The organism is Halopiger xanaduensis SH-6, assembly GCF_000217715.1.
GTDB classification, from domain to species: Archaea; Halobacteriota; Halobacteria; order Halobacteriales; family Natrialbaceae; genus Halopiger; species Halopiger xanaduensis.
The window spans coordinates 3,604,900-3,620,664 of the sequence record NC_015666.1 but is presented as its reverse complement, the minus strand read 5'-3'; the positions used below and the strand labels follow the sequence as shown (position 1 = coordinate 3,620,664).

Annotated in this window: 23 protein-coding genes; 11 read left to right on the top strand and 12 right to left on the bottom strand. The window is 60.3% G+C overall.

Annotation, left to right across the window (positions count from 1 at the left end; genetic code table 11):
• Nucleotides 1-2: 2 nt before the first annotated feature.
• Nucleotides 3-1,826 carry a hypothetical protein gene (locus tag HALXA_RS17565; RefSeq protein WP_013881751.1) on the bottom strand — a complete coding sequence of 608 codons (1,824 nt, stop codon included), beginning with the start codon at nt 1,824-1,826 and terminating at the stop codon, nt 3-5.
• A 16-nt stretch (nt 1,827-1,842) separates the two neighbouring features.
• The gene (locus HALXA_RS17560; RefSeq protein WP_245550056.1) at nt 1,843-2,190 is read right to left on the bottom strand and encodes a hypothetical protein; all 348 of its coding nucleotides are present in this window, start codon (nt 2,188-2,190) and stop codon (nt 1,843-1,845) included.
• A gap of 189 nt (nt 2,191-2,379) precedes the next feature.
• Between HALXA_RS17560 and HALXA_RS17555 the strand changes: the two genes are divergently transcribed.
• Both HALXA_RS17555 and HALXA_RS17550 read left to right on the top strand, forming a co-directional pair.
• Entirely contained in the window at nt 2,380-2,565 is a 186-nt protein-coding gene (locus HALXA_RS17555; RefSeq protein ID WP_013881749.1) for a hypothetical protein, read from the top strand.
• A 244-nt stretch (nt 2,566-2,809) separates the two neighbouring features.
• Nucleotides 2,810-3,070, top strand: a complete 261-nt coding sequence (locus HALXA_RS17550; protein WP_013881748.1) for a DUF7386 family protein — start codon at nt 2,810-2,812, stop codon at nt 3,068-3,070.
• Between the two features lie 3 nt (nt 3,071-3,073).
• On the opposite strand, the gene HALXA_RS17545 is transcribed toward HALXA_RS17550, so the two are convergent.
• Entirely contained in the window at nt 3,074-3,544 is a 471-nt protein-coding gene (locus HALXA_RS17545) for a hypothetical protein (protein WP_013881747.1), read from the bottom strand.
• Nucleotides 3,545-3,920: 376 nt separating this feature from the next.
• Between HALXA_RS17545 and HALXA_RS21765 the strand changes: the two genes are divergently transcribed.
• Entirely contained in the window at nt 3,921-4,478 is a 558-nt protein-coding gene (locus HALXA_RS21765) for a hypothetical protein (RefSeq protein ID WP_148263662.1), read from the top strand.
• Here the strand turns inward: HALXA_RS21765 and HALXA_RS21760 are convergent.
• On the bottom strand, nt 4,475-4,750 hold the full coding sequence (locus HALXA_RS21760) for a hypothetical protein (protein WP_148263661.1): 276 nt from the start codon (nt 4,748-4,750) through the stop codon (nt 4,475-4,477). The two genes, HALXA_RS21765 and HALXA_RS21760, sit on opposite strands and share 4 nt — an antisense overlap.
• Before the next feature lie 83 nt (nt 4,751-4,833).
• On the opposite strand from HALXA_RS21760, the gene HALXA_RS17540 reads away from it, so the two are divergent.
• Both HALXA_RS17540 and HALXA_RS17535 read left to right on the top strand, forming a co-directional pair.
• Complete coding sequence (locus HALXA_RS17540) at nt 4,834-5,844, top strand: Cdc6/Cdc18 family protein (protein ID WP_013881745.1); 1,011 nt, start codon at nt 4,834-4,836, stop codon at nt 5,842-5,844.
• Between the two features lie 141 nt (nt 5,845-5,985).
• Complete coding sequence (locus HALXA_RS17535) at nt 5,986-6,270, top strand: hypothetical protein (protein ID WP_013881744.1); 285 nt, start codon at nt 5,986-5,988, stop codon at nt 6,268-6,270.
• Nucleotides 6,271-6,275: 5 nt separating this feature from the next.
• Here HALXA_RS17535 and HALXA_RS17530 read toward each other — a convergent pair whose 3' ends face one another.
• On the bottom strand, nt 6,276-6,515 hold the full coding sequence (locus HALXA_RS17530; RefSeq protein ID WP_245550050.1) for a hypothetical protein: 240 nt from the start codon (nt 6,513-6,515) through the stop codon (nt 6,276-6,278).
• Nucleotides 6,516-6,800: 285 nt separating this feature from the next.
• Here HALXA_RS17530 and HALXA_RS17525 point away from each other — a divergent pair, with 285 nt between their 5' ends.
• Complete coding sequence (locus tag HALXA_RS17525) at nt 6,801-7,223, top strand: helix-turn-helix transcriptional regulator (RefSeq protein ID WP_013881742.1); 423 nt, start codon at nt 6,801-6,803, stop codon at nt 7,221-7,223.
• On the top strand, nt 7,220-8,245 hold the full coding sequence (locus HALXA_RS17520) for a tyrosine-type recombinase/integrase (RefSeq protein ID WP_013881741.1): 1,026 nt from the start codon (nt 7,220-7,222) through the stop codon (nt 8,243-8,245). The genes HALXA_RS17525 and HALXA_RS17520 overlap by 4 nt, the downstream gene beginning before the upstream one ends.
• Nucleotides 8,246-8,414: 169 nt before the next feature.
• On the opposite strand, the gene HALXA_RS22240 is transcribed toward HALXA_RS17520, so the two are convergent.
• From HALXA_RS22240 to HALXA_RS17505, 4 genes are all read right to left on the bottom strand, one after another.
• A complete protein-coding gene (locus HALXA_RS22240) occupies nt 8,415-8,576 on the bottom strand; it encodes a hypothetical protein (protein ID WP_013881740.1) in 162 nt (53 codons plus the stop codon).
• 83 nt (nt 8,577-8,659) lie between these two features.
• Nucleotides 8,660-8,911, bottom strand: a complete 252-nt coding sequence (locus HALXA_RS17515; RefSeq protein WP_013881739.1) for a hypothetical protein — start codon at nt 8,909-8,911, stop codon at nt 8,660-8,662.
• A 130-nt stretch (nt 8,912-9,041) separates the two neighbouring features.
• Nucleotides 9,042-9,257, bottom strand: a complete 216-nt coding sequence (locus HALXA_RS17510; RefSeq protein WP_013881738.1) for a hypothetical protein — start codon at nt 9,255-9,257, stop codon at nt 9,042-9,044.
• A 156-nt stretch (nt 9,258-9,413) separates the two neighbouring features.
• The gene (locus tag HALXA_RS17505; protein WP_013881737.1) at nt 9,414-9,998 is read right to left on the bottom strand and encodes a hypothetical protein; all 585 of its coding nucleotides are present in this window, start codon (nt 9,996-9,998) and stop codon (nt 9,414-9,416) included.
• Nucleotides 9,999-10,172: 174 nt separating this feature from the next.
• On the opposite strand from HALXA_RS17505, the gene HALXA_RS17500 reads away from it, so the two are divergent.
• A complete protein-coding gene (locus HALXA_RS17500) occupies nt 10,173-10,919 on the top strand; it encodes a helix-turn-helix domain-containing protein (RefSeq protein ID WP_013881736.1) in 747 nt (248 codons plus the stop codon).
• Nucleotides 10,920-11,384: 465 nt separating this feature from the next.
• On the opposite strand, the gene HALXA_RS17495 is transcribed toward HALXA_RS17500, so the two are convergent.
• The gene (locus tag HALXA_RS17495; RefSeq protein ID WP_013881735.1) at nt 11,385-11,849 is read right to left on the bottom strand and encodes a hypothetical protein; all 465 of its coding nucleotides are present in this window, start codon (nt 11,847-11,849) and stop codon (nt 11,385-11,387) included.
• Between the two features lie 191 nt (nt 11,850-12,040).
• Between HALXA_RS17495 and HALXA_RS17490 the strand changes: the two genes are divergently transcribed.
• Nucleotides 12,041-12,772 carry a GNAT family N-acetyltransferase gene (locus HALXA_RS17490; protein ID WP_013881734.1) on the top strand — a complete coding sequence of 244 codons (732 nt, stop codon included), beginning with the start codon at nt 12,041-12,043 and terminating at the stop codon, nt 12,770-12,772.
• An 85-nt stretch (nt 12,773-12,857) separates the two neighbouring features.
• Here HALXA_RS17490 and HALXA_RS17485 read toward each other — a convergent pair whose 3' ends face one another.
• Entirely contained in the window at nt 12,858-13,283 is a 426-nt protein-coding gene (locus HALXA_RS17485; RefSeq protein WP_013881733.1) for a DUF2267 domain-containing protein, read from the bottom strand.
• A gap of 150 nt (nt 13,284-13,433) precedes the next feature.
• Between HALXA_RS17485 and HALXA_RS17480 the strand changes: the two genes are divergently transcribed.
• Nucleotides 13,434-14,612 (top strand): redox-regulated ATPase YchF, encoded by a 1,179-nt coding sequence (locus HALXA_RS17480; RefSeq protein ID WP_013881732.1) that lies wholly within the window; start codon nt 13,434-13,436, stop codon nt 14,610-14,612.
• Nucleotides 14,613-14,831: 219 nt separating this feature from the next.
• Here the strand turns inward: HALXA_RS17480 and HALXA_RS17475 are convergent, their stop codons facing one another.
• Nucleotides 14,832-15,299 carry a GNAT family N-acetyltransferase gene (locus tag HALXA_RS17475; RefSeq protein ID WP_013881731.1) on the bottom strand — a complete coding sequence of 156 codons (468 nt, stop codon included), beginning with the start codon at nt 15,297-15,299 and terminating at the stop codon, nt 14,832-14,834.
• Nucleotides 15,300-15,478: 179 nt separating this feature from the next.
• Between HALXA_RS17475 and HALXA_RS17470 the strand changes: the two genes are divergently transcribed.
• On the top strand, nt 15,479-15,757 hold the full coding sequence (locus HALXA_RS17470) for an amphi-Trp domain-containing protein (RefSeq protein ID WP_013881730.1): 279 nt from the start codon (nt 15,479-15,481) through the stop codon (nt 15,755-15,757).
• Nucleotides 15,758-15,765 lie beyond the last annotated feature (8 nt).

The following is a 15,765-nucleotide window of genomic DNA, read 5'->3' as shown; positions in this document are numbered from 1 at the left end:
GGTCAGTCACCCAGGAACGGGACGAGATCGGTTACGAGGCTGACGAGGACCAACAGAACCCCTGCGATGATCGCGAGTCCGAGCATCGAATTCCCCGATTCGAAATCGAACGGGTTGCCGGGAAGCGACAGCCCGTTCCGCTCGTCCTCGAGTTCGACGACGACTTCCTGCTGTTCGGTCTCGAGGTCTCGCTCGAATTGGGACAGCTCTTCCATCGACTGGATGAGCGCATCGTAGTCGGCTGGACTTTCGGAGGTCTCCGTTTCGGTGTAGGTGAGTTCCTCGACGTCGTTCACCTCGCCCGTCTCCGGATCGACTTCTTTCGCGTCGGTGATCGTGAACGGCTGCCGGAGTTCGACAATATCCGACTGGACCTCTCCCTCGTTCTCGACGTGATAGCTCATGTAGAACCTCGACTCGAGGTCGGCCGGATCGATCGTCTGGCCGACGCTGAACCCGCCTGAGGGATGTGGCCGTGCAGTAAGGGTGCCAGATAGCTCGACGGATTCGTACGCGCCGTCCTCGCCGACCGGCAGTTCGGTTTCGACCGTCACCGTCTCCTCGGGCAGCGACATGCCCATCGTCGAAAGCGCCGCCCCGGAGAAGGCGTACGTCGAATTCTCGGGCGACGAGGCGGCGAACATCGAGGGCGTGAAGAAGTCTGCAGCGTCGCGATCACCGTTGACGATGTCCTCGTACGCCTCGTCGAGGAACGCCTCGATCTCGGCGGTCACGTCGTCGACGACGGTACGGATCTCTTCAATCGCCTCCGCCCACAGCCCAAGGTGCAGCAACACTGGGTCGTCCCACCGCTCGTTGATCGACGGGGGCTCGATGTCCTCCTGACGCTCTTCGCTGAGTTGGTCGTACTCGTCTTGCGGCCAGTCGGGGACACGGAACCCAGCAGTTTCCCAATTTTCGGCTGCAGGGCTCACGTCGGAGACGATTTCAGCACCGCCGAGTCCAGAGACATTCAACACCAGATTGTCACCCGCACCGGGTCCGCTCCCGTCGTTTTGCGGATAGTAGTCTTCGGTGAACTGATAGAGCGTGTGGGTGATCGTCTCGCCGTTTAGCAGTTCGTACTCGACGGTCCCCGCTTCCTCAACAGATCCCTCTTCCAGAACATAGTCGTAACTCGGATCGTCAGCGCTGAGGTCGTCTGTATACTTGAGTAGTTCGTGCGGTTCCAACTCCTCGAGGATTTCAGCGTCTTTGAGAGCATTGACGAAATCGAGGATGTGAACGTGGCCTTCGTCGATGAGATTTTGCTCGACGCCAGCGAGTCCTTCCTCGACGTACTCGACGCCCTGGTTGATCGCTTCCTGACGGCTGGCACCGTCTTCAGCGGCGATCAGTGCTTCCTGTGTGGCTTCGATCGTCCACTGGAGGCGCGACATCTCGCCGACATCCTGGCCGAGCGTAGTCGTGGTGAGCGACGCGGCACGGTTCCGTAGTGCCGTCTGATAGACTTCGGCCCAGTGACCGAGCCGATTCAGTTGCTGGTATTCGCTCTGTTCGGAGGTTCCGAAATAACCGGCCACCCAGGTTGCCGCTTGATAGGCGGCGTATCCAGCTGCACCAGCCGGTGAGCCGGCGATCGCTCCCGCAGTCGCAACGTCGACCGCGTCGATCGTGTCGTCGTCTTCCTCGTCTTCGTTGTCGTCACTGCTATTCGTGGTGTTTCCGTCCTCGGCGGCCGCTGCGACCGGCGCCGTGCCGGCGATCGAGGTGCCGGCAGCACCGAGTCCGACCAGAACGGTGCGGCGACTCGCATCCGATTCGAGTAGTTCGTTGGCAGTACTCTCTGAAGATTGGTGTTCCATGTCCTATCACCTCCGTTCAGCGGTAGGCCAGCAGGTAGAAGCCGGCGCCGTTGAGCATGATCGTAAACAGTCCCAGCCACCAGTACGACGCGAGCGCGATGTTGACCGCGGGCACCAGCGCCGCGAGGATGTTCAAGATGAACATCGCCAACATCACGGCCAGCTCCTCATCGGTGTAGTCGTCGAGCGAGGTCTGATCGTTCGAAACCCAGGCGGTCGCGATGACGATCATCGTAATGACGAACGCCCAGGTGAACTCGGTCCCGTGGGCCGAGTAGATCGCATCGCTCATGTACCAGTCGAACGGGTCGTCGATACCGATCGTCCCCAGTCCCGAGACGACGAATGTTGCCGCGACGAACAATGGGGCAAGCAGACTATCTAACAAGTCGATTCCGTCTTTCCGCCGTACGTTAGTCGGTACAGCGTTGGTCAGGCCTGAAAGAGCCATAATGCGCAGTGGCGTCGCACCCAGGGCAGGGAAAAACTGAGGAATCCCTTGGGATACCCAACAGTCACCAGATTTAACACACATCGGGTTGCCCGCCGGGATATGGCGCTGAATAAACTCCGCCAGTTAGATTCCGATTCCGCCGGACTCGCCCTACCGAAAGACGATCTTCGCCTCGAGGGACTGCTCGACGACGATGGGCAGATCGATGGCGATCACTATCTTCACATTCGCCACCTCGAGAACGGGAAGTGGTCGGTCGAATTAGTCGAGGAGATCGAGCCGTGACTGAAACCGCTGGAATGGGGTCTTCAGATCCGACCCCACGGGGTCGTACTCAGATGTATACGACAACCTCGATGTATGCACCCCGACGTGGGCTGTGGGCCGCGTGGGTGCATAGAATCAGGACCGATCTGAAGGGCATCTCCCGTGATCACGCTGCATCCAGGCTCCCGTTCATAAAGGGTCGATCGGTCGCTCACCCGCGAGCGACGCGAATCAACCCCCCGTGCATACCTTCGCTTAAACCATGACCAAACGCACCAGCTTGAAGCTCACCGACGAACGCCAGCGGAAACTCGATCGCGCGAGCGCGATCGTGGCCGAGGACGAATACGACGACCCGCCGATGAGTGTCGTGATCGATGCCGCGCTCACACACCTGGTCGAGAGTGAACAGAATATCGACGATGCTCGAGGTGAGTTCGATCCTGAGACGATTCAGGCAATCGCGAATACCTCAGTAATCGGGCTTCGGTATCGAACGTCGATCGAAAGCAAGTGGCGATAGCACCTATCTGTTTTCGTGTCCCCGAAGTGCGTGTGCAATTGCTGCGAGCGAGTTATCCTTGGAGACAAACTCAAATGTTGCATTAGAGGTGTGGAGGGAGAGCATAGCACGCTTAAGAAACAGACCGGTTACCAGCAGAACTATGCCAGCAAACACCGCCGTGAAGCCCAACAACCCTGAAAATTGAGCAATAGGGTCGATTTCCTTACCAAGGATGAAAAACAGAGCAGCGAAGCCGAAACAGCCACCGGCCCAGTACAGATACCGGTAGGGGTAACTCGGTGCTCGATACTCTATCGAGTCTACACCGTTGAGCGAAATATCTGAGACAACCTTGTTTCGAACAAACACCACTCGATTGGGTGTGACTGCCAGCTCGCCTTTCCGGTGATCAGTCATCGCGTCTTTGTCGTCGTAGGCTTCGACACGCGCTACGACAGACTCCTTTTCCTGCAGATAGTCATCCAAATCCATGTATGCTGATACCTGTTCGTATCAGCCACACAATTTGACTTTTTCCGTTAGCTATTGAGAAGAGTAACTACTCGCTGTACTCGAACTTGTCTGGGTCGTAATTCGCACAACCCCCTTAAAGTCATAGGTGTTCATAGATACTCAAATGTCGATCCTATATAATGTGCGGCCGATCCAATTGAGGATCGAGGAATCCGTTCTGACGACTGATTTAACTTAAGACCGATTTTACCCAACTCAGCTCGAGATCTAAGTACAAAATCAGAGATTGGATTTTGTCGACGTACAATTCGATGGGGAATGTCGCAGCGAGCTACTTCAGTAGTCAGACTTACAATGGACGAGTTACTATCTTTGACTGACCCGGACTAGTATTATGACCAACCCCCCAGGAACATTTAAATGGGTTATTCAGCAGACTGTTGGTACCAGTCTGAGCCTCCTAATATATGGCCTTGTAGTAGGAGCACTTTCAGCTCCTGCCTTTGTGTTCCTCTCTTGGGGTTATCCCGATGCAATCCCATTCGCTTGGTTAGTACTAACAGTATCCGTAATTGGCGTCATTGGGCACGCTCAGGACAATAACTTAGATCCAGATATCATTGATAGAATACAGGAGTTAGATAAAGTTGAGCGACTTCAATATCTGCTTAACTTGGTATTTCTGACTGTGTTCATGATTTCCGCGCAGGTTAGTGCTATTGCGATCCTTTCAGCAGGTGTGGCTATTAGCTTGGGGTACCCTGTAGCAGGTATTATATTCGCAGCTATTTACCCAAGCATCGACGCGTATCTCGGGCGGAATTACAATATGTCATTTGCAGTATTGGGGTACACCACCGCACGTTGGATGCTGACTGTTCTTTCAATAGTGTCTGGGACGTCACCAGATGTGGCAGATGCAGCCGCTGTTGACGCTAAAACCGTTTTCTAATTGTTGTAGATATCGTAATTGCAGAGGAATATTTGTGTCAAAACAAGAACGGATATCAGTGCCAACATACCCTTTTGCGTATTCACGCCAACTAACCTGTTGAATTCGTCAAACATCATATATTTATATCCAAGGCCGGTGGCTACGCCGCTAACTAGTAAGGACACGGAGTATTCTATTGATAATTTCACTCCCCATGCACCAAACCATTGAAAAGTATTTCCCTCTCTAATCGCCCACCCAACTTTTCTTCGAAGTCCCGATCCACTCATATTCAGATCATAGAGTTCCTCGTTAGATGAACATATTGGTTCCCAAGAACAGATTGAATAGTCCTTTGCCTATCTTACATCATATGATCGATAACGCTCGAGCCCTCAAACCGTCCCATGTCCCCAGTGATCTCTATCATCGGGACGCAAAGATTGGGCAGTTGGCCGATGCGCTGCGGCCGATTGCGGACGGTGACACAGGCGAGAATGTACTGATCTTCGGTCCGAGTGGAACCGGGAAGACGACGCTCGCGAGGTTCGTTGTTCGGAAACTCGAGCGCGAGACACTCGATTTCCGGTGGGGATACCACAACTGTATCTCGGGATCATCGAAAACAGAAGTTCTCTATGGGATCATGCGAGACGCCGGGCTCGGTGCAGATCTCAAGAAAACAGGTTCGCCGACGATGGCGTTTATCGATCGGATCCGGGAGAGCGACAAGCGCGTCATCGCGATCGTCGATGAAGTCGATGTCCTCGAGGACGACACGACTCTCCAGGCGCTCTACGAGATCCCGAACGTGACGATCATTGCGATCACGATCAACGAGGACGATCTCTTCGCGCACCTCGATAGTCGAGTACAAAGCCGACTCCGCAGCGCGGAGACACTCACATTGGATCGATTCAAGCACGACCAGCTGGTCGACATTCTGCAGGCCCGAATCCGGGCCGGGTTGCGGCCGGGGACGATCACCCCCGATGCGATCGACTATATCGCCGACGTCGCTGCGGGGGATGCTCGCGAGGCAATCGGGATCCTTCGAAGTGCAGCGCGATCAGTCTCACGAGACGACGACCGCTCACAAATCACGACGGGCGTCATCAATCAAGTCCGGGCAGCGGCTCTCGAGGAGATCCACTTAGAGCGCGTCGAAGATCTTGGAACGCACAAGCGACTTCTCTACGATATTATCGAGGCAGCGGGTGAGATTCCGGCGACGGAGTTGCACGAGACCTATGAAGAGCGAGCACAGGATCCGAAGGCGAGGAGCACCCGTCGACGATACCTGGCGAACCTCGAGGAGAAGTATGGGCTGATCGAATCGAACGGAAACGGGAGAGGAAAGGTCTACGCTGTCCCCGAGTTTTGAGATTTCCGTTCATTCCGATCAGTTTCCGCTCACTGCGATAGGGCCGATATCTCTGCTGATTTCGATAGCGAGAGGCGTTTTCGGCTGATTTCCGTTCACCTCCGCTCTGGACTTATCAGCAACTGCGGCTTTCGCTCGAGTATGTCGATTCAATCAGGTGACTCGAGCGCGGCGGAACCGCGGTTGAGTACTGAATTAGACGATGGTCGCTCGGTCGACGTCGAGATTACTGGTTCGCCGGATAACAAACGCCGAATCGACATTCGCGTCGAGAACGGCCGGCACTGGGTATTTGCCGTCCAGAATCAGACCGCGGGGCTGCTCATGGTCCTCAACGAGAACGGACAGCGGACCGACGACGAGCTGCCGGCATGGATCGAACCGACGCTTCAGCGACTCGGACTCGAGGGGGTCGAGAAGGCGTGAGCAGATTACTCTTCGGACGAATCCAGTTCGCCTTCAGCGAGGTCCTCCTCCAGATACCTTTCGCCGAGTTCAGCCAGCGAATAGTATCCGTCGTCAGTTCGGTTAAGAAGGTCGTGATCCGCGAGGATACGGCATCGCTGTCCGGTGTAGTTCGGATGAGAGTCGATGTTCCTGCCGATGACTGCTGGTGGTACCTCACCTGCGTCTCTCACATATTCCAGGATAGCGTCATCCAGAGGCACCATCCAGTCAGCCCGCTCTCGCATGTTCCGAGAGCGGGCCCACGCTTGTTTAGAACCCCTACATCCATTTCTGAAAACTCGTATACGCATATACTGTCATTCGCGGATGCGTATTTAGTATTCTATATCTTCGTATCTACGAAGGATATAAGTCAGTGGACTATAGTTACAGGACTAACCGGGGTTTCACGTGGACCCGACTGTCCGTTGGGTCCGCACTACGAAAACTGCGGGCCGGTGTTGGTTCCACCGGGTCCGCGCGGCTCCGGTAAGCACGGTACCGAAGCCATGTACGCCGATGATTCGCGGGGCCTTGAAAGCCCCGACACGACAGACGCATCGCTCGCTACTGATCAACGACTCGTCGCCGACGGCGGTACAACGTGGGCTGATCTTTCCGGATTTCAACGCGACGTCCTGGAGGCGATCGCACGCCTCGAGATCGCCGACGAGACCAGTTACGGACTTGCGATCAAACGCCAGCTCGAACCCCAGTACGGTGAGGTGAATCACGGGCGACTGTACTCGAACCTCGATTCGCTCGTTGAACGTGGGCTTGTCGAGAAATCTACGCTGGACAAGCGCACGAACGAGTATGTGCTGACGGACGATGGGCATGGGCTGCTATACCAGCGTGTCGAGCGGCTCGCGGACGCTTGCGAGATCGAGGTCGTTGCAACCGATGGCTCCGGAGACGGTGATCAATTGTGAGCCGAGATCTCTCTCCACGGGAGGCCCGTGATCGGTTCCTTTCGCGACGAAAGCAAGAGAACACCGAGAAGACAGTCCGAAGCTACGAGAACCGACTGACTCGGTTCGTGCAGTGGGCCGAAGACGAGGGAATCGAGTCGATGTCGGAACTGACCGGCTGGGATCTCGATGAGTACCGAGCAGATCGCGAGGCCGCCGACATCGCACCTACGACGCTGAAAGGGCAGCTGATGACTCTGAAACAGTTGCTCGATTACTGTGCGTCGATCGATGTCGTCGACAACGATCTCCCGGGCAAGGTAAACATCCCGTCGCTCAGCAAAGCGGAGGAATCGAGCGATGTGATGCTTAAGCCCGAAGATGCGAACGCGTTACTGTCGTACTTCCGGAATTCGAATACGCTGTTCGGGACACCGAGACACGCCTTTCTCGAGGTTGCGTGGCACGTGGGCGCGCGGATGGGCGGCATTCGCGCGCTGGATCTTCGAGACTTCAATCCGGATCGACAGACGCTCGAGTTTCGCCACCGGCCGCCGACACTACTGAAGAACAAGGAAGACGGCGAGCGTGTCGTCGGAATCTCGGAACCGGTTGTGAAGGCCCTTCGGACGTACATCGCTCGCGAGCGGTTCGACAAGCGCGACGAGGAAGGCCGAGAGCCGCTGTTCTGTGGACGTCAGGGACGGCCGTCGGATACGACGTTCCGGGCATGGTCGTACATGAGCACGTTCCCGTGTCACGTCACGCAGTGTCCGCACGGGAATCGACGCGAGACGTGCGATTATGCCCGTCGGAACCACGCGAGCAAGTGTCCGTCGTCACGGAGTCCACACGCGATTCGAACGGGATCGATCACGTGGCAGTTGCTCCAGGGGCTCGCGATCGAGACGGTCGCCGGTCGGGTGAACGCGCGGCCGGAAACGATCCGTCGCCACTACTACCGAGCGAGTGAGTGGGAGGAATTCGAGGAACTTCGTGCTGAAGAAACTCTGAAACTTGACATAGGTGACTTTGATGAATAGCGATATCGGGTGTAATTTGGTAGCACAGGCCATGAATGTACGTCAAAATACACTAGGGGAGTGCCCTCCGAGTTACCGTACCGCGCGCTGGTTTGGGTCTCGAGGCTCGAGCGGTAGTCGAGGTGTTCGGCTGCGAAGCGACGAGTAACCGGTGAGCGACGGGACGTGTCTATTCCGCGATATCGCCCTCGCGCAGCGCCTCCGTTTCCGACACGACGAACTTCGCTAACTTTCGCTTCGAGTGCGTCCCGACCAGATGGTCCTCGAGGCGCAGATCGCGCGGCAGATCGTCGTGACAGATGGGGCATTCGATCGGGGGTCGGGTGGCCATATACGGTACAGGGCAGTGCGCCTCAAAAATCTCCGGCCGGCAGCTTCGCCCGCCGTTGCCCGCGTTCGCGCGACGTCTCTCGATCAGATCGTCCGCTTGTACTCGCACTGCGGGCAGTAGATCACGCGCTGCCGGATCAGCAGCAGACTCTCGCCGCACGAGCAGGGACCGCCGACCGAAATGTCGTTCGCGTCCCGGACGACGCCCCGGAGCGTGTTTTCCAGTTGGACGACGTGTTGTTTGGTTTTCTCGAGTTCGTCCTCGAACTCGGCCAGTTCACGGGAAAGCGACCGGCGGAAAGGACCCGACGGTCCCGCCCGGTTTCTGCGACGCATATCCCGATAGACAGGTGAACCCCGAATAAGCGTGTGGGGGAGACTTGCAAGGTCCGGCTGCGATGAGTTACACAGGATCCAATACCATCGAAAACGGCGGCAAAGCGGTTTCGATTCCGGTACCGGCGAATCAGCGGTCGCCGCGCTCCTCGTCGATGCGGCTGAACTGGTACCAGATGCCGGCGATCACGCCGAGGAAGACGGCGGCGAGCCCGACCTGGAGTCCGAGCTCGCTCAGGCCGACGGCTTCGGCTTCGACGAGTCCGCCCGCCCAGCCGACGAACAGGACCGCGAACGCGGTGACGACGACGACCATGATGAGGAGCCGGTCGGTAGGAATATTCATCACCGACGCTTGGCAACAGACTCGGTTAAACAGAACGCCTGAACTGGCCGACACGCCGGAATACGGGCTCCGTCGCTCGATTGCTCGAGGGAGCGCGCAGCGGGAGGACCGACGCGCACTGTAATTCGCGCGGTTCTAGGGTCCGGTCGAACGAACTCAGTGCAACGTCCCTTCCCGAACCTCCGCATCGTACGCGAACAGCGCGTAGCCGACGTCGGCGACGCTGTAGCCCGTCTCCGCGGCGATCGCTCGAATCGGCTCGATCATCGCCACGTAGTCGGCCGCGTCGAACGACTCCTTGCGCCCCTCGAGATAGCCGAGTCGCTCGAGGGAAGCCCAGACGCGGGTGTCGACGACGGCGTGCCGGTCGGGGTCGGACGCGGTCAGCACGCACGAGGCGGTCGGCGCCTTGAACCCGGTAAGGCCGGTCAGCAGCTGAATCTTCGAAAAGTCGTCGTCGACCGCGAGGACGTTCGCGGTGACGGTACGACACCGCTCCGGCGGATTTCGTTCGACGTGGTAGGCGCTGCGGGTGGAGGATTCGTAGGCGATGTCGTACAACTGCTTCCGGGTGAGATACCCCTGCTCCCGATAGGTCGCGCCGAATTCCTCGAGTCGTTCGGGGAGGACGCCCTGGGTGTCCGCGTAGCGCTCGAGGTTCGTGGCGACGAACGATTCTAAGTCCGTACCCGTGTCCGCGTCCGCGGTCGTATCCGTACTCGCGTCCGTATCCGACTCCATAGGCGCGCGTTCCGACGGGTGACACTCAGCCGTTGTGATTCGTCTCGCACGTTCGTTGGCTGACCAGTTATGCTATCGAAATGTGTGGATAGGCGGACTCTCACGGCGATTGGGTGGCGGGAAAGGCTACCGGAAACCCAACGCGTCTATACGTCTTCGTGGTGGGTTTCGGTGATGACGACGGTCGTCGAACTCGACGTTCCGGCTGATCGCCTCGGACTCGCCCGCGCGTTCGATCGGGTCCCGACGTTCGAGTGCCAGATCGGCGGCATGATCGGCGACGGGCCGCCGCTCGTCCGCGTCTCTGGGCCGGACCGACGAACCGTCGCGCAAGCGCTCGAGGCGGATCCGTCGGTCGAGGTCATCGCGAACGTGACCGGCGGCTCCGGAACGGAGGCGAGTGCCGATACTGGCACTGGAACCGGCGCCGACGCCGACGCCGATGCCGACGTCGACGATGACGCCGGCACCGACCGCAACCGGTGGCTCTTCCGACTCGAGTTCGGCGAGCGCCTGAAACTGTTCGAAGAGATCGTCTCGGAGAACGACGGCGCGATCCTCTCCGCGAACGGCCGGGACGGTCGGTGGGCGCTGCAGTTGCTGTATCACGACCGCGAATCGGTCTCGACGGCACACCGACTCCTCGAGCAGTACGAGTACCGCGTCGAAGTCACGCGCGTCAGCGGGACGGAAGACCTCGACCGGGTCCGGACGCCGCTGACCGAGATCCAGTACGAAACGATCGCCAAGGCCCACGAACTGGGCTACTTCGACGTGCCGCGACAGGTGACCCTCGAGGAACTCGCCGCCGAACTGGGGATCTCCCACCAGGCGCTCTCGGAACGGCTGCGGCGGAGCCACGCGGCACTCATCAGCGCGGAACTGTCGGACCGCTTGACGCCGCTCGCGATCGACCCCTGAGTCGCTGGACGCTGCATACGCGGCTGGCGACGGTTCGAGGACAATTCTACTCTAGCATCCCGCTGCGGTAGCATAGTGCTCGAGATTCGGCCGGCATCCGACCAAACTCGGAAGTAAACCGAATCTGGACTCTCGATTCTGTTTGTCCACAAAAGTCTCAGATTGTTCTATGGTTGCGCCAATAGATAGCTTTATTGTTCGACACTATGTAATACGGATGTCGGCACGATAGCCGACCCGCGACGTATCGACACCCGAACGACCCCTGTGAGCGCCGGTGGATCACTCGTGCTCAATCAGCGCTCGCGGTCACTCGTGGCTGTGTGACCCGCTCGCTGGTAGATCCTTCGCGGGCCAGTTCACTCGTGCCCCACGGCCCGCCCGGATTTTCCGCGATACTCTCCGTCGATCAGGTATCCAGTTCCTCGAGAAACGCGAGCACGGAGCGGTACGTCCCGGCGACCGTCAGTCTGCGCGGGAGAACGGCGTCGCTGCGTTCGTCGCGCCCCTCGCGTCGGCGAGGAGTCGGTGGGCGTAGAACGCGACAGAGAAGTCCTGCGGGCTGGGAATCGAGCAGGCGAGCCAGCCGATCGCGACCGCCGACAGGACGGGCGTCTCGGCGGTGAGATCCACCGTCAGGCCGGCCGCGAGGACGGGGAGGGCCAACAGCGCCGGGGCGAGCGCTGCGAAGCGGAGGATCCACGCCGGTTCCCGGCCGGTCGGGGTCGGCTCGACGACGGCCCACGGACAGCTGGCCACCCGGCCGAGCACGCCGTCGCGGCCCGGAAAGTAGGAGACGGTGTACTCGACGCGGGCGAGGCGGAGGACCAGCGCGTGGGCTGACTCGTGAGCGACCAGCCCGACCGCAGCCGAGAGGGCGAGTGCGCACCCAGCAACCACCACAGTCAGAGCCGGATCCATCCCGATCATAGCGTGCGCGAACCGGTTCGACGGATTCGATCCCGTCGGAACCACCGCGCACTCGTCCCGTCGGCCTGCCGGTGCAAGTTCGGCGGGCTGTACGTATTGGCGTATTAAGTCGGCTCCTGCCACACCCGCTTGCAGTAGCGCTCATCCGCGGGGCTCTAACCATTAAATAGGTACCCGTGGTGTGTTATGACATGGCGCAAAAGAATAGCCTCGAGTTCGACCACGCGGACCGGCGGACGATCTACGAGTTCGTCGAGCGACGGGGCGCCGTCGACGCCGAGGACGCCCGCGAGGAACTCGCAATCGAACCGGCCAGGTTCAGACACCACGTCGCGATCCTCAAACGCGACGGCCGCCTCAAGGAGCGGGACGGATCGCTGCAGGTCGCGATCGACGCCGGCGCCGAGGAGGAGTACGTCGCCGACGACCTCGAGTTCCACATCCGGCCGGCGCGTCAGGGCGATCTGACGGGGATCGTCGGCGCGATCCGGGTGGTCGCCGCGGAGAAGACCTATATCGAGGCCGAGACCGTCGCCGACGAGATCGACCACGAGGAGGCGCTGCTCCGGCACAACGACCTCGAGTCGCGGCTGTTCTTCGTCGCCACCGTCGAGGACGAGGTAGTCGGCTGGGTCCACCTCCACGCGCCGGAGCTGGACAAGCTGAGCCACACCGCCGAACTGACCGTCGGCGTCCTCGAGGCCTACCGCGGCCGCGGCATCGGCTCGCACCTCCTCGAGCGGGGGTTAGAGTGGGCCGCGTCCAGCGGCTACGAGAAGGTCTACCAGAGCGTACCCGCGACCAACGCGGACGCGATCGGGTTCCTCGAGGCCCACGGCTGGGAGACCGAGGCCGTCCGCGAGGATCACTACAAGCTCGACGCCGACTACGTCGACGAGGTGATGATGGCGGTCGAGCTATAGCCTCGCGACGGCGGTCACGGCGGCAGCGAAGAAACGGCGTCGGCGACTGCCGCCGGAAGTGGTCGAAGGTCGAAAAACGACCGCGTTAGTCCTGTGAGTCCGGCGCCGGACTCTCCGCCGCCTCCGCGATTTCGAACAGCGTCCCGTAACCTTCGTCGTCCGGCAACTGCGCTTTGACGTCGTCGATCGCGCCCTCGGTGACCGCTTCGTCGACGACGTCAACGACGACCTGCGCGTGGAACGCCGCGTCGGCCGGGTCGTCCTCGCCGACCTCCTGGCGTTCGGCCACCCGATCGACGAACTCGTCAAACTCGAACCGCTCGGCGTCGTCGACCTCCTCGAGGAAGCGCCCGAGTTCCTCGGGCAGCTGGGCCCCCAGGTTCTCGGCTTCGCCCGGCTGGATGCGCTCGGAGAGGGTCGTCAGGGTCGCGCGGGAGATGCTCAGCGCGGCCTCGCGCGAGTCGAGCTGCGCGCGGTGCTGGACTTCGCCGATGAAGTCGTCGTACTGCATACTCGCGCGTTGGCCGGTCGGTCCCATCAGGCTGCAGCCTTCAGGGGAAAGGATCTGCCGAGCCGCGACCGAACCACCCCCGCGGCGACGCGAGCGCCACTGAGAGCGGTAATCGAAAGACAATTCCAAACCACGGTGCTACGGACAGGCATGCTCTCGATCGCGCTTGCCGGAAAGCCGAACGCCGGCAAGTCCACGTTCTACACCGCGGCGACGATGGCCGACGTCGACGTCGCCAACTACCCCTTCACGACGATCGACGCCAACCGCGGCGTGAGCTACGTCCGGACCGACTGCCCCTGCCTCGAGCGCGACGAGCGGTGCAACGCCGACAACTGCGAGGACGGCAAGCGCTACGTCCCGATCGAACTGCTCGACGTCGCCGGCCTCGTCCCCGGCGCCCACGAGGGGAAGGGGCTCGGAAATCAGTTCCTCGACGAACTGACCAACGCGGACGTGATCGTCAACGTCGTCGACGCCTCCGGCGGCACCAACGCGAAGGGCGAACCCGTCGACATCGGCGAGCACGACCCGCTCGAGGACATCGACTTCATCGAGGAGGAGATGGACCTCTGGCTGGCCGGTATCGTCGACCGCAACTGGGAATCCGTCGAGCGAAAATCGCGCTCACCCGATTTCGACATCGACGACGTCTTGGCGGACATGCTCTCCGGATTCGGCGCCTCACCGAAGCAGATCGCGACTGTCCTGCGGGAACTCGACTACCCCGAGGACCCGATCCAGTGGGAGGACGCACACCGCGAGGAACTCGCGCGGCTGGTCCGCGAGCGCACGAAGCCGATCGTCGTCGCGGCCAACAAGATCGACGTCGCCCCCGAGGAGAACGTCGAGCGCCTGCTCGAGCTCGATAAACCGGTTATCCCGACGACCGCAGAGGGCGAACTCGCCCTACGTCGGGCCGCGGACAACGGCCTCGTCGACTACGACCCCGGCGACGAGACCCTCGAGATCGGCGACGACGTCAACGACGCCCAGCGCGAGGCCCTCGAGGATCTCCGCGAGACGATGGCCGAGTGGGACGGCACCGGCGTTCAGGGCGCGCTCAACCACGCCGTCTACGACCTGCTCGAGCACATCACGGCCTACCCGGTCGAGGACGCCGCGAAGTGGTCCGACGGCAGCGGAAACATTCTGCCCGATGCCCACCTCCTGCCCGACGGTTCGACGCCGGTCGATCTGGCCTACGCGGTCCACTCCGACATCGGCGACGGCTACCTGCACGCGGTCAACGCGAAGTCGAATCGGGAAGTGGGGGAGAACTACGAACTCGAGGAGGGCGACGTGATCAAGATCGTCAGCACGAACTGATAAAATTAGAGTCGAAGCGGTTACTCGTTCTCGAGCGCGTCGTAGCTCTCTCGATTCGCGTCTCGGTCAGCCGCTGCCACCCGCCGGACGAGTTCTCGTCGGCTGTCCGCCATCACCTCATCGAGCGGGGACCGGACTCTAAACCTTCCTCGGTCGCCATAGTAGAGGTGTCGTCCCAACTGGAGTTAACAGTTCATGCTGGCCGCTCCAGTAGTACGCTCACTCGAGCGGCTGCGCGTAGTCGACCTGCTTCGGCTGAAAGCCCGCGTCGCGATAGAACCGTCGCGCGTCCTCGTTGTGCCACTCGCAGGAGACCTTGAGGTGGTCACAACCTTGCTCGCGAGCCGTCTCTTTCACGCGCTCGACGACTACTGTGCCGTAGCCCTGATTCCGATGTGCATCGTCGATAGCGAGGTTCACGAGACGCAGATACCGTGAGTACCGCCGGGACGGGTGGCGGCCCTCGCGGAGCGTGACGAAGCCGATCGTTTCGCCCTCGAGAACGACGAGGTAGTCGGTGATCTCCTCGTCCTCGAGGTGATCGCGGAAGCCGTCTTCGATGCTCTCCTCGGTCCCGTCAACGTCGAGTTCGTTCAGTTCGGAATACGGTTCCATCGCGTTCGCGAGGGCGTACCACCGGTCGACGAGCGCCTCGAGGTCGTCGGCGGTGGCTTCGACGAGTTCCATAGGATCACTCCCGATCGCTCGTCCTTCAGGCTTCGCTCGGTGTGGGAGGCCGTCACGCGACTCGAGCCGGCGACTACCACAATCCATCTGATTACCGACGAGTAAGCGACGCTGACAGTCAAAAACCGATACGCTCGTTAGGCAGACTCCTTTTTCGGCGGTTCGTGGTACGGCCGGCCATGGTGGACACAGTCTCCGCCGAGAAACTCGAGCGCGAGGAGGCCGCCGAACGACTCCGCGAACTGGCCGACGAACTCGAGAGCGGCGACGCGTCGACGGTCAGAGCGGGGAACAAGACGGTCGAGCTTCGGCCGCCGTCACCGATCGCGTACGAGGTCAGCGTCCGCGAGCGGTCGTCGATCCTGCGAGGGCAGCGCGAGTCGGTGACCATCAAGATGGACTGGCGCCCGTCGAACGTCTCCGAAGCGGGCGATGCCGCGGGCGCCGAAGCCGAGTAGATCGACGC

What these genes read in the sequence shown, in the direction of transcription:
- HALXA_RS17485 (WP_013881733.1), bottom strand. Translation starts at nt 13,283, where the DNA reads ATGCAGTACGACGACTTCATCGGCGAAGTCCAGCACCGCGCGCAGCTC.
- HALXA_RS17565 (WP_013881751.1), bottom strand. Translation starts at nt 1,826, where the DNA reads ATGGAACACCAATCTTCAGAGAGTACTGCCAACGAACTACTCGAATCG.
- HALXA_RS17525 (WP_013881742.1), top strand. Translation starts at nt 6,801, where the DNA reads ATGTACGCCGATGATTCGCGGGGCCTTGAAAGCCCCGACACGACAGAC.
- HALXA_RS17535 (WP_013881744.1), top strand. Translation starts at nt 5,986, where the DNA reads ATGTCGATTCAATCAGGTGACTCGAGCGCGGCGGAACCGCGGTTGAGT.
- HALXA_RS17545 (WP_013881747.1), bottom strand. Translation starts at nt 3,544, where the DNA reads ATGGATTTGGATGACTATCTGCAGGAAAAGGAGTCTGTCGTAGCGCGT.
- HALXA_RS17470 (WP_013881730.1), top strand. Translation starts at nt 15,479, where the DNA reads ATGGTGGACACAGTCTCCGCCGAGAAACTCGAGCGCGAGGAGGCCGCC.
- HALXA_RS17500 (WP_013881736.1), top strand. Translation starts at nt 10,173, where the DNA reads ATGACGACGGTCGTCGAACTCGACGTTCCGGCTGATCGCCTCGGACTC.
- HALXA_RS17475 (WP_013881731.1), bottom strand. Translation starts at nt 15,299, where the DNA reads ATGGAACTCGTCGAAGCCACCGCCGACGACCTCGAGGCGCTCGTCGAC.
- HALXA_RS21760 (WP_148263661.1), bottom strand. Translation starts at nt 4,750, where the DNA reads ATGAGTGGATCGGGACTTCGAAGAAAAGTTGGGTGGGCGATTAGAGAG.
- HALXA_RS21765 (WP_148263662.1), top strand. Translation starts at nt 3,921, where the DNA reads ATGACCAACCCCCCAGGAACATTTAAATGGGTTATTCAGCAGACTGTT.
- HALXA_RS17510 (WP_013881738.1), bottom strand. Translation starts at nt 9,257, where the DNA reads ATGAATATTCCTACCGACCGGCTCCTCATCATGGTCGTCGTCGTCACC.
- HALXA_RS17480 (WP_013881732.1), top strand. Translation starts at nt 13,434, where the DNA reads ATGCTCTCGATCGCGCTTGCCGGAAAGCCGAACGCCGGCAAGTCCACG.
- HALXA_RS17490 (WP_013881734.1), top strand. Translation starts at nt 12,041, where the DNA reads ATGGCGCAAAAGAATAGCCTCGAGTTCGACCACGCGGACCGGCGGACG.
- HALXA_RS17530 (WP_245550050.1), bottom strand. Translation starts at nt 6,515, where the DNA reads ATGGTGCCTCTGGATGACGCTATCCTGGAATATGTGAGAGACGCAGGT.
- HALXA_RS22240 (WP_013881740.1), bottom strand. Translation starts at nt 8,576, where the DNA reads ATGGCCACCCGACCCCCGATCGAATGCCCCATCTGTCACGACGATCTG.
- HALXA_RS17555 (WP_013881749.1), top strand. Translation starts at nt 2,380, where the DNA reads ATGGCGCTGAATAAACTCCGCCAGTTAGATTCCGATTCCGCCGGACTC.
- HALXA_RS17550 (WP_013881748.1), top strand. Translation starts at nt 2,810, where the DNA reads ATGACCAAACGCACCAGCTTGAAGCTCACCGACGAACGCCAGCGGAAA.
- HALXA_RS17505 (WP_013881737.1), bottom strand. Translation starts at nt 9,998, where the DNA reads ATGGAGTCGGATACGGACGCGAGTACGGATACGACCGCGGACGCGGAC.
- HALXA_RS17495 (WP_013881735.1), bottom strand. Translation starts at nt 11,849, where the DNA reads ATGATCGGGATGGATCCGGCTCTGACTGTGGTGGTTGCTGGGTGCGCA.
- HALXA_RS17540 (WP_013881745.1), top strand. Translation starts at nt 4,834, where the DNA reads ATGATCGATAACGCTCGAGCCCTCAAACCGTCCCATGTCCCCAGTGAT.
- HALXA_RS17515 (WP_013881739.1), bottom strand. Translation starts at nt 8,911, where the DNA reads ATGCGTCGCAGAAACCGGGCGGGACCGTCGGGTCCTTTCCGCCGGTCG.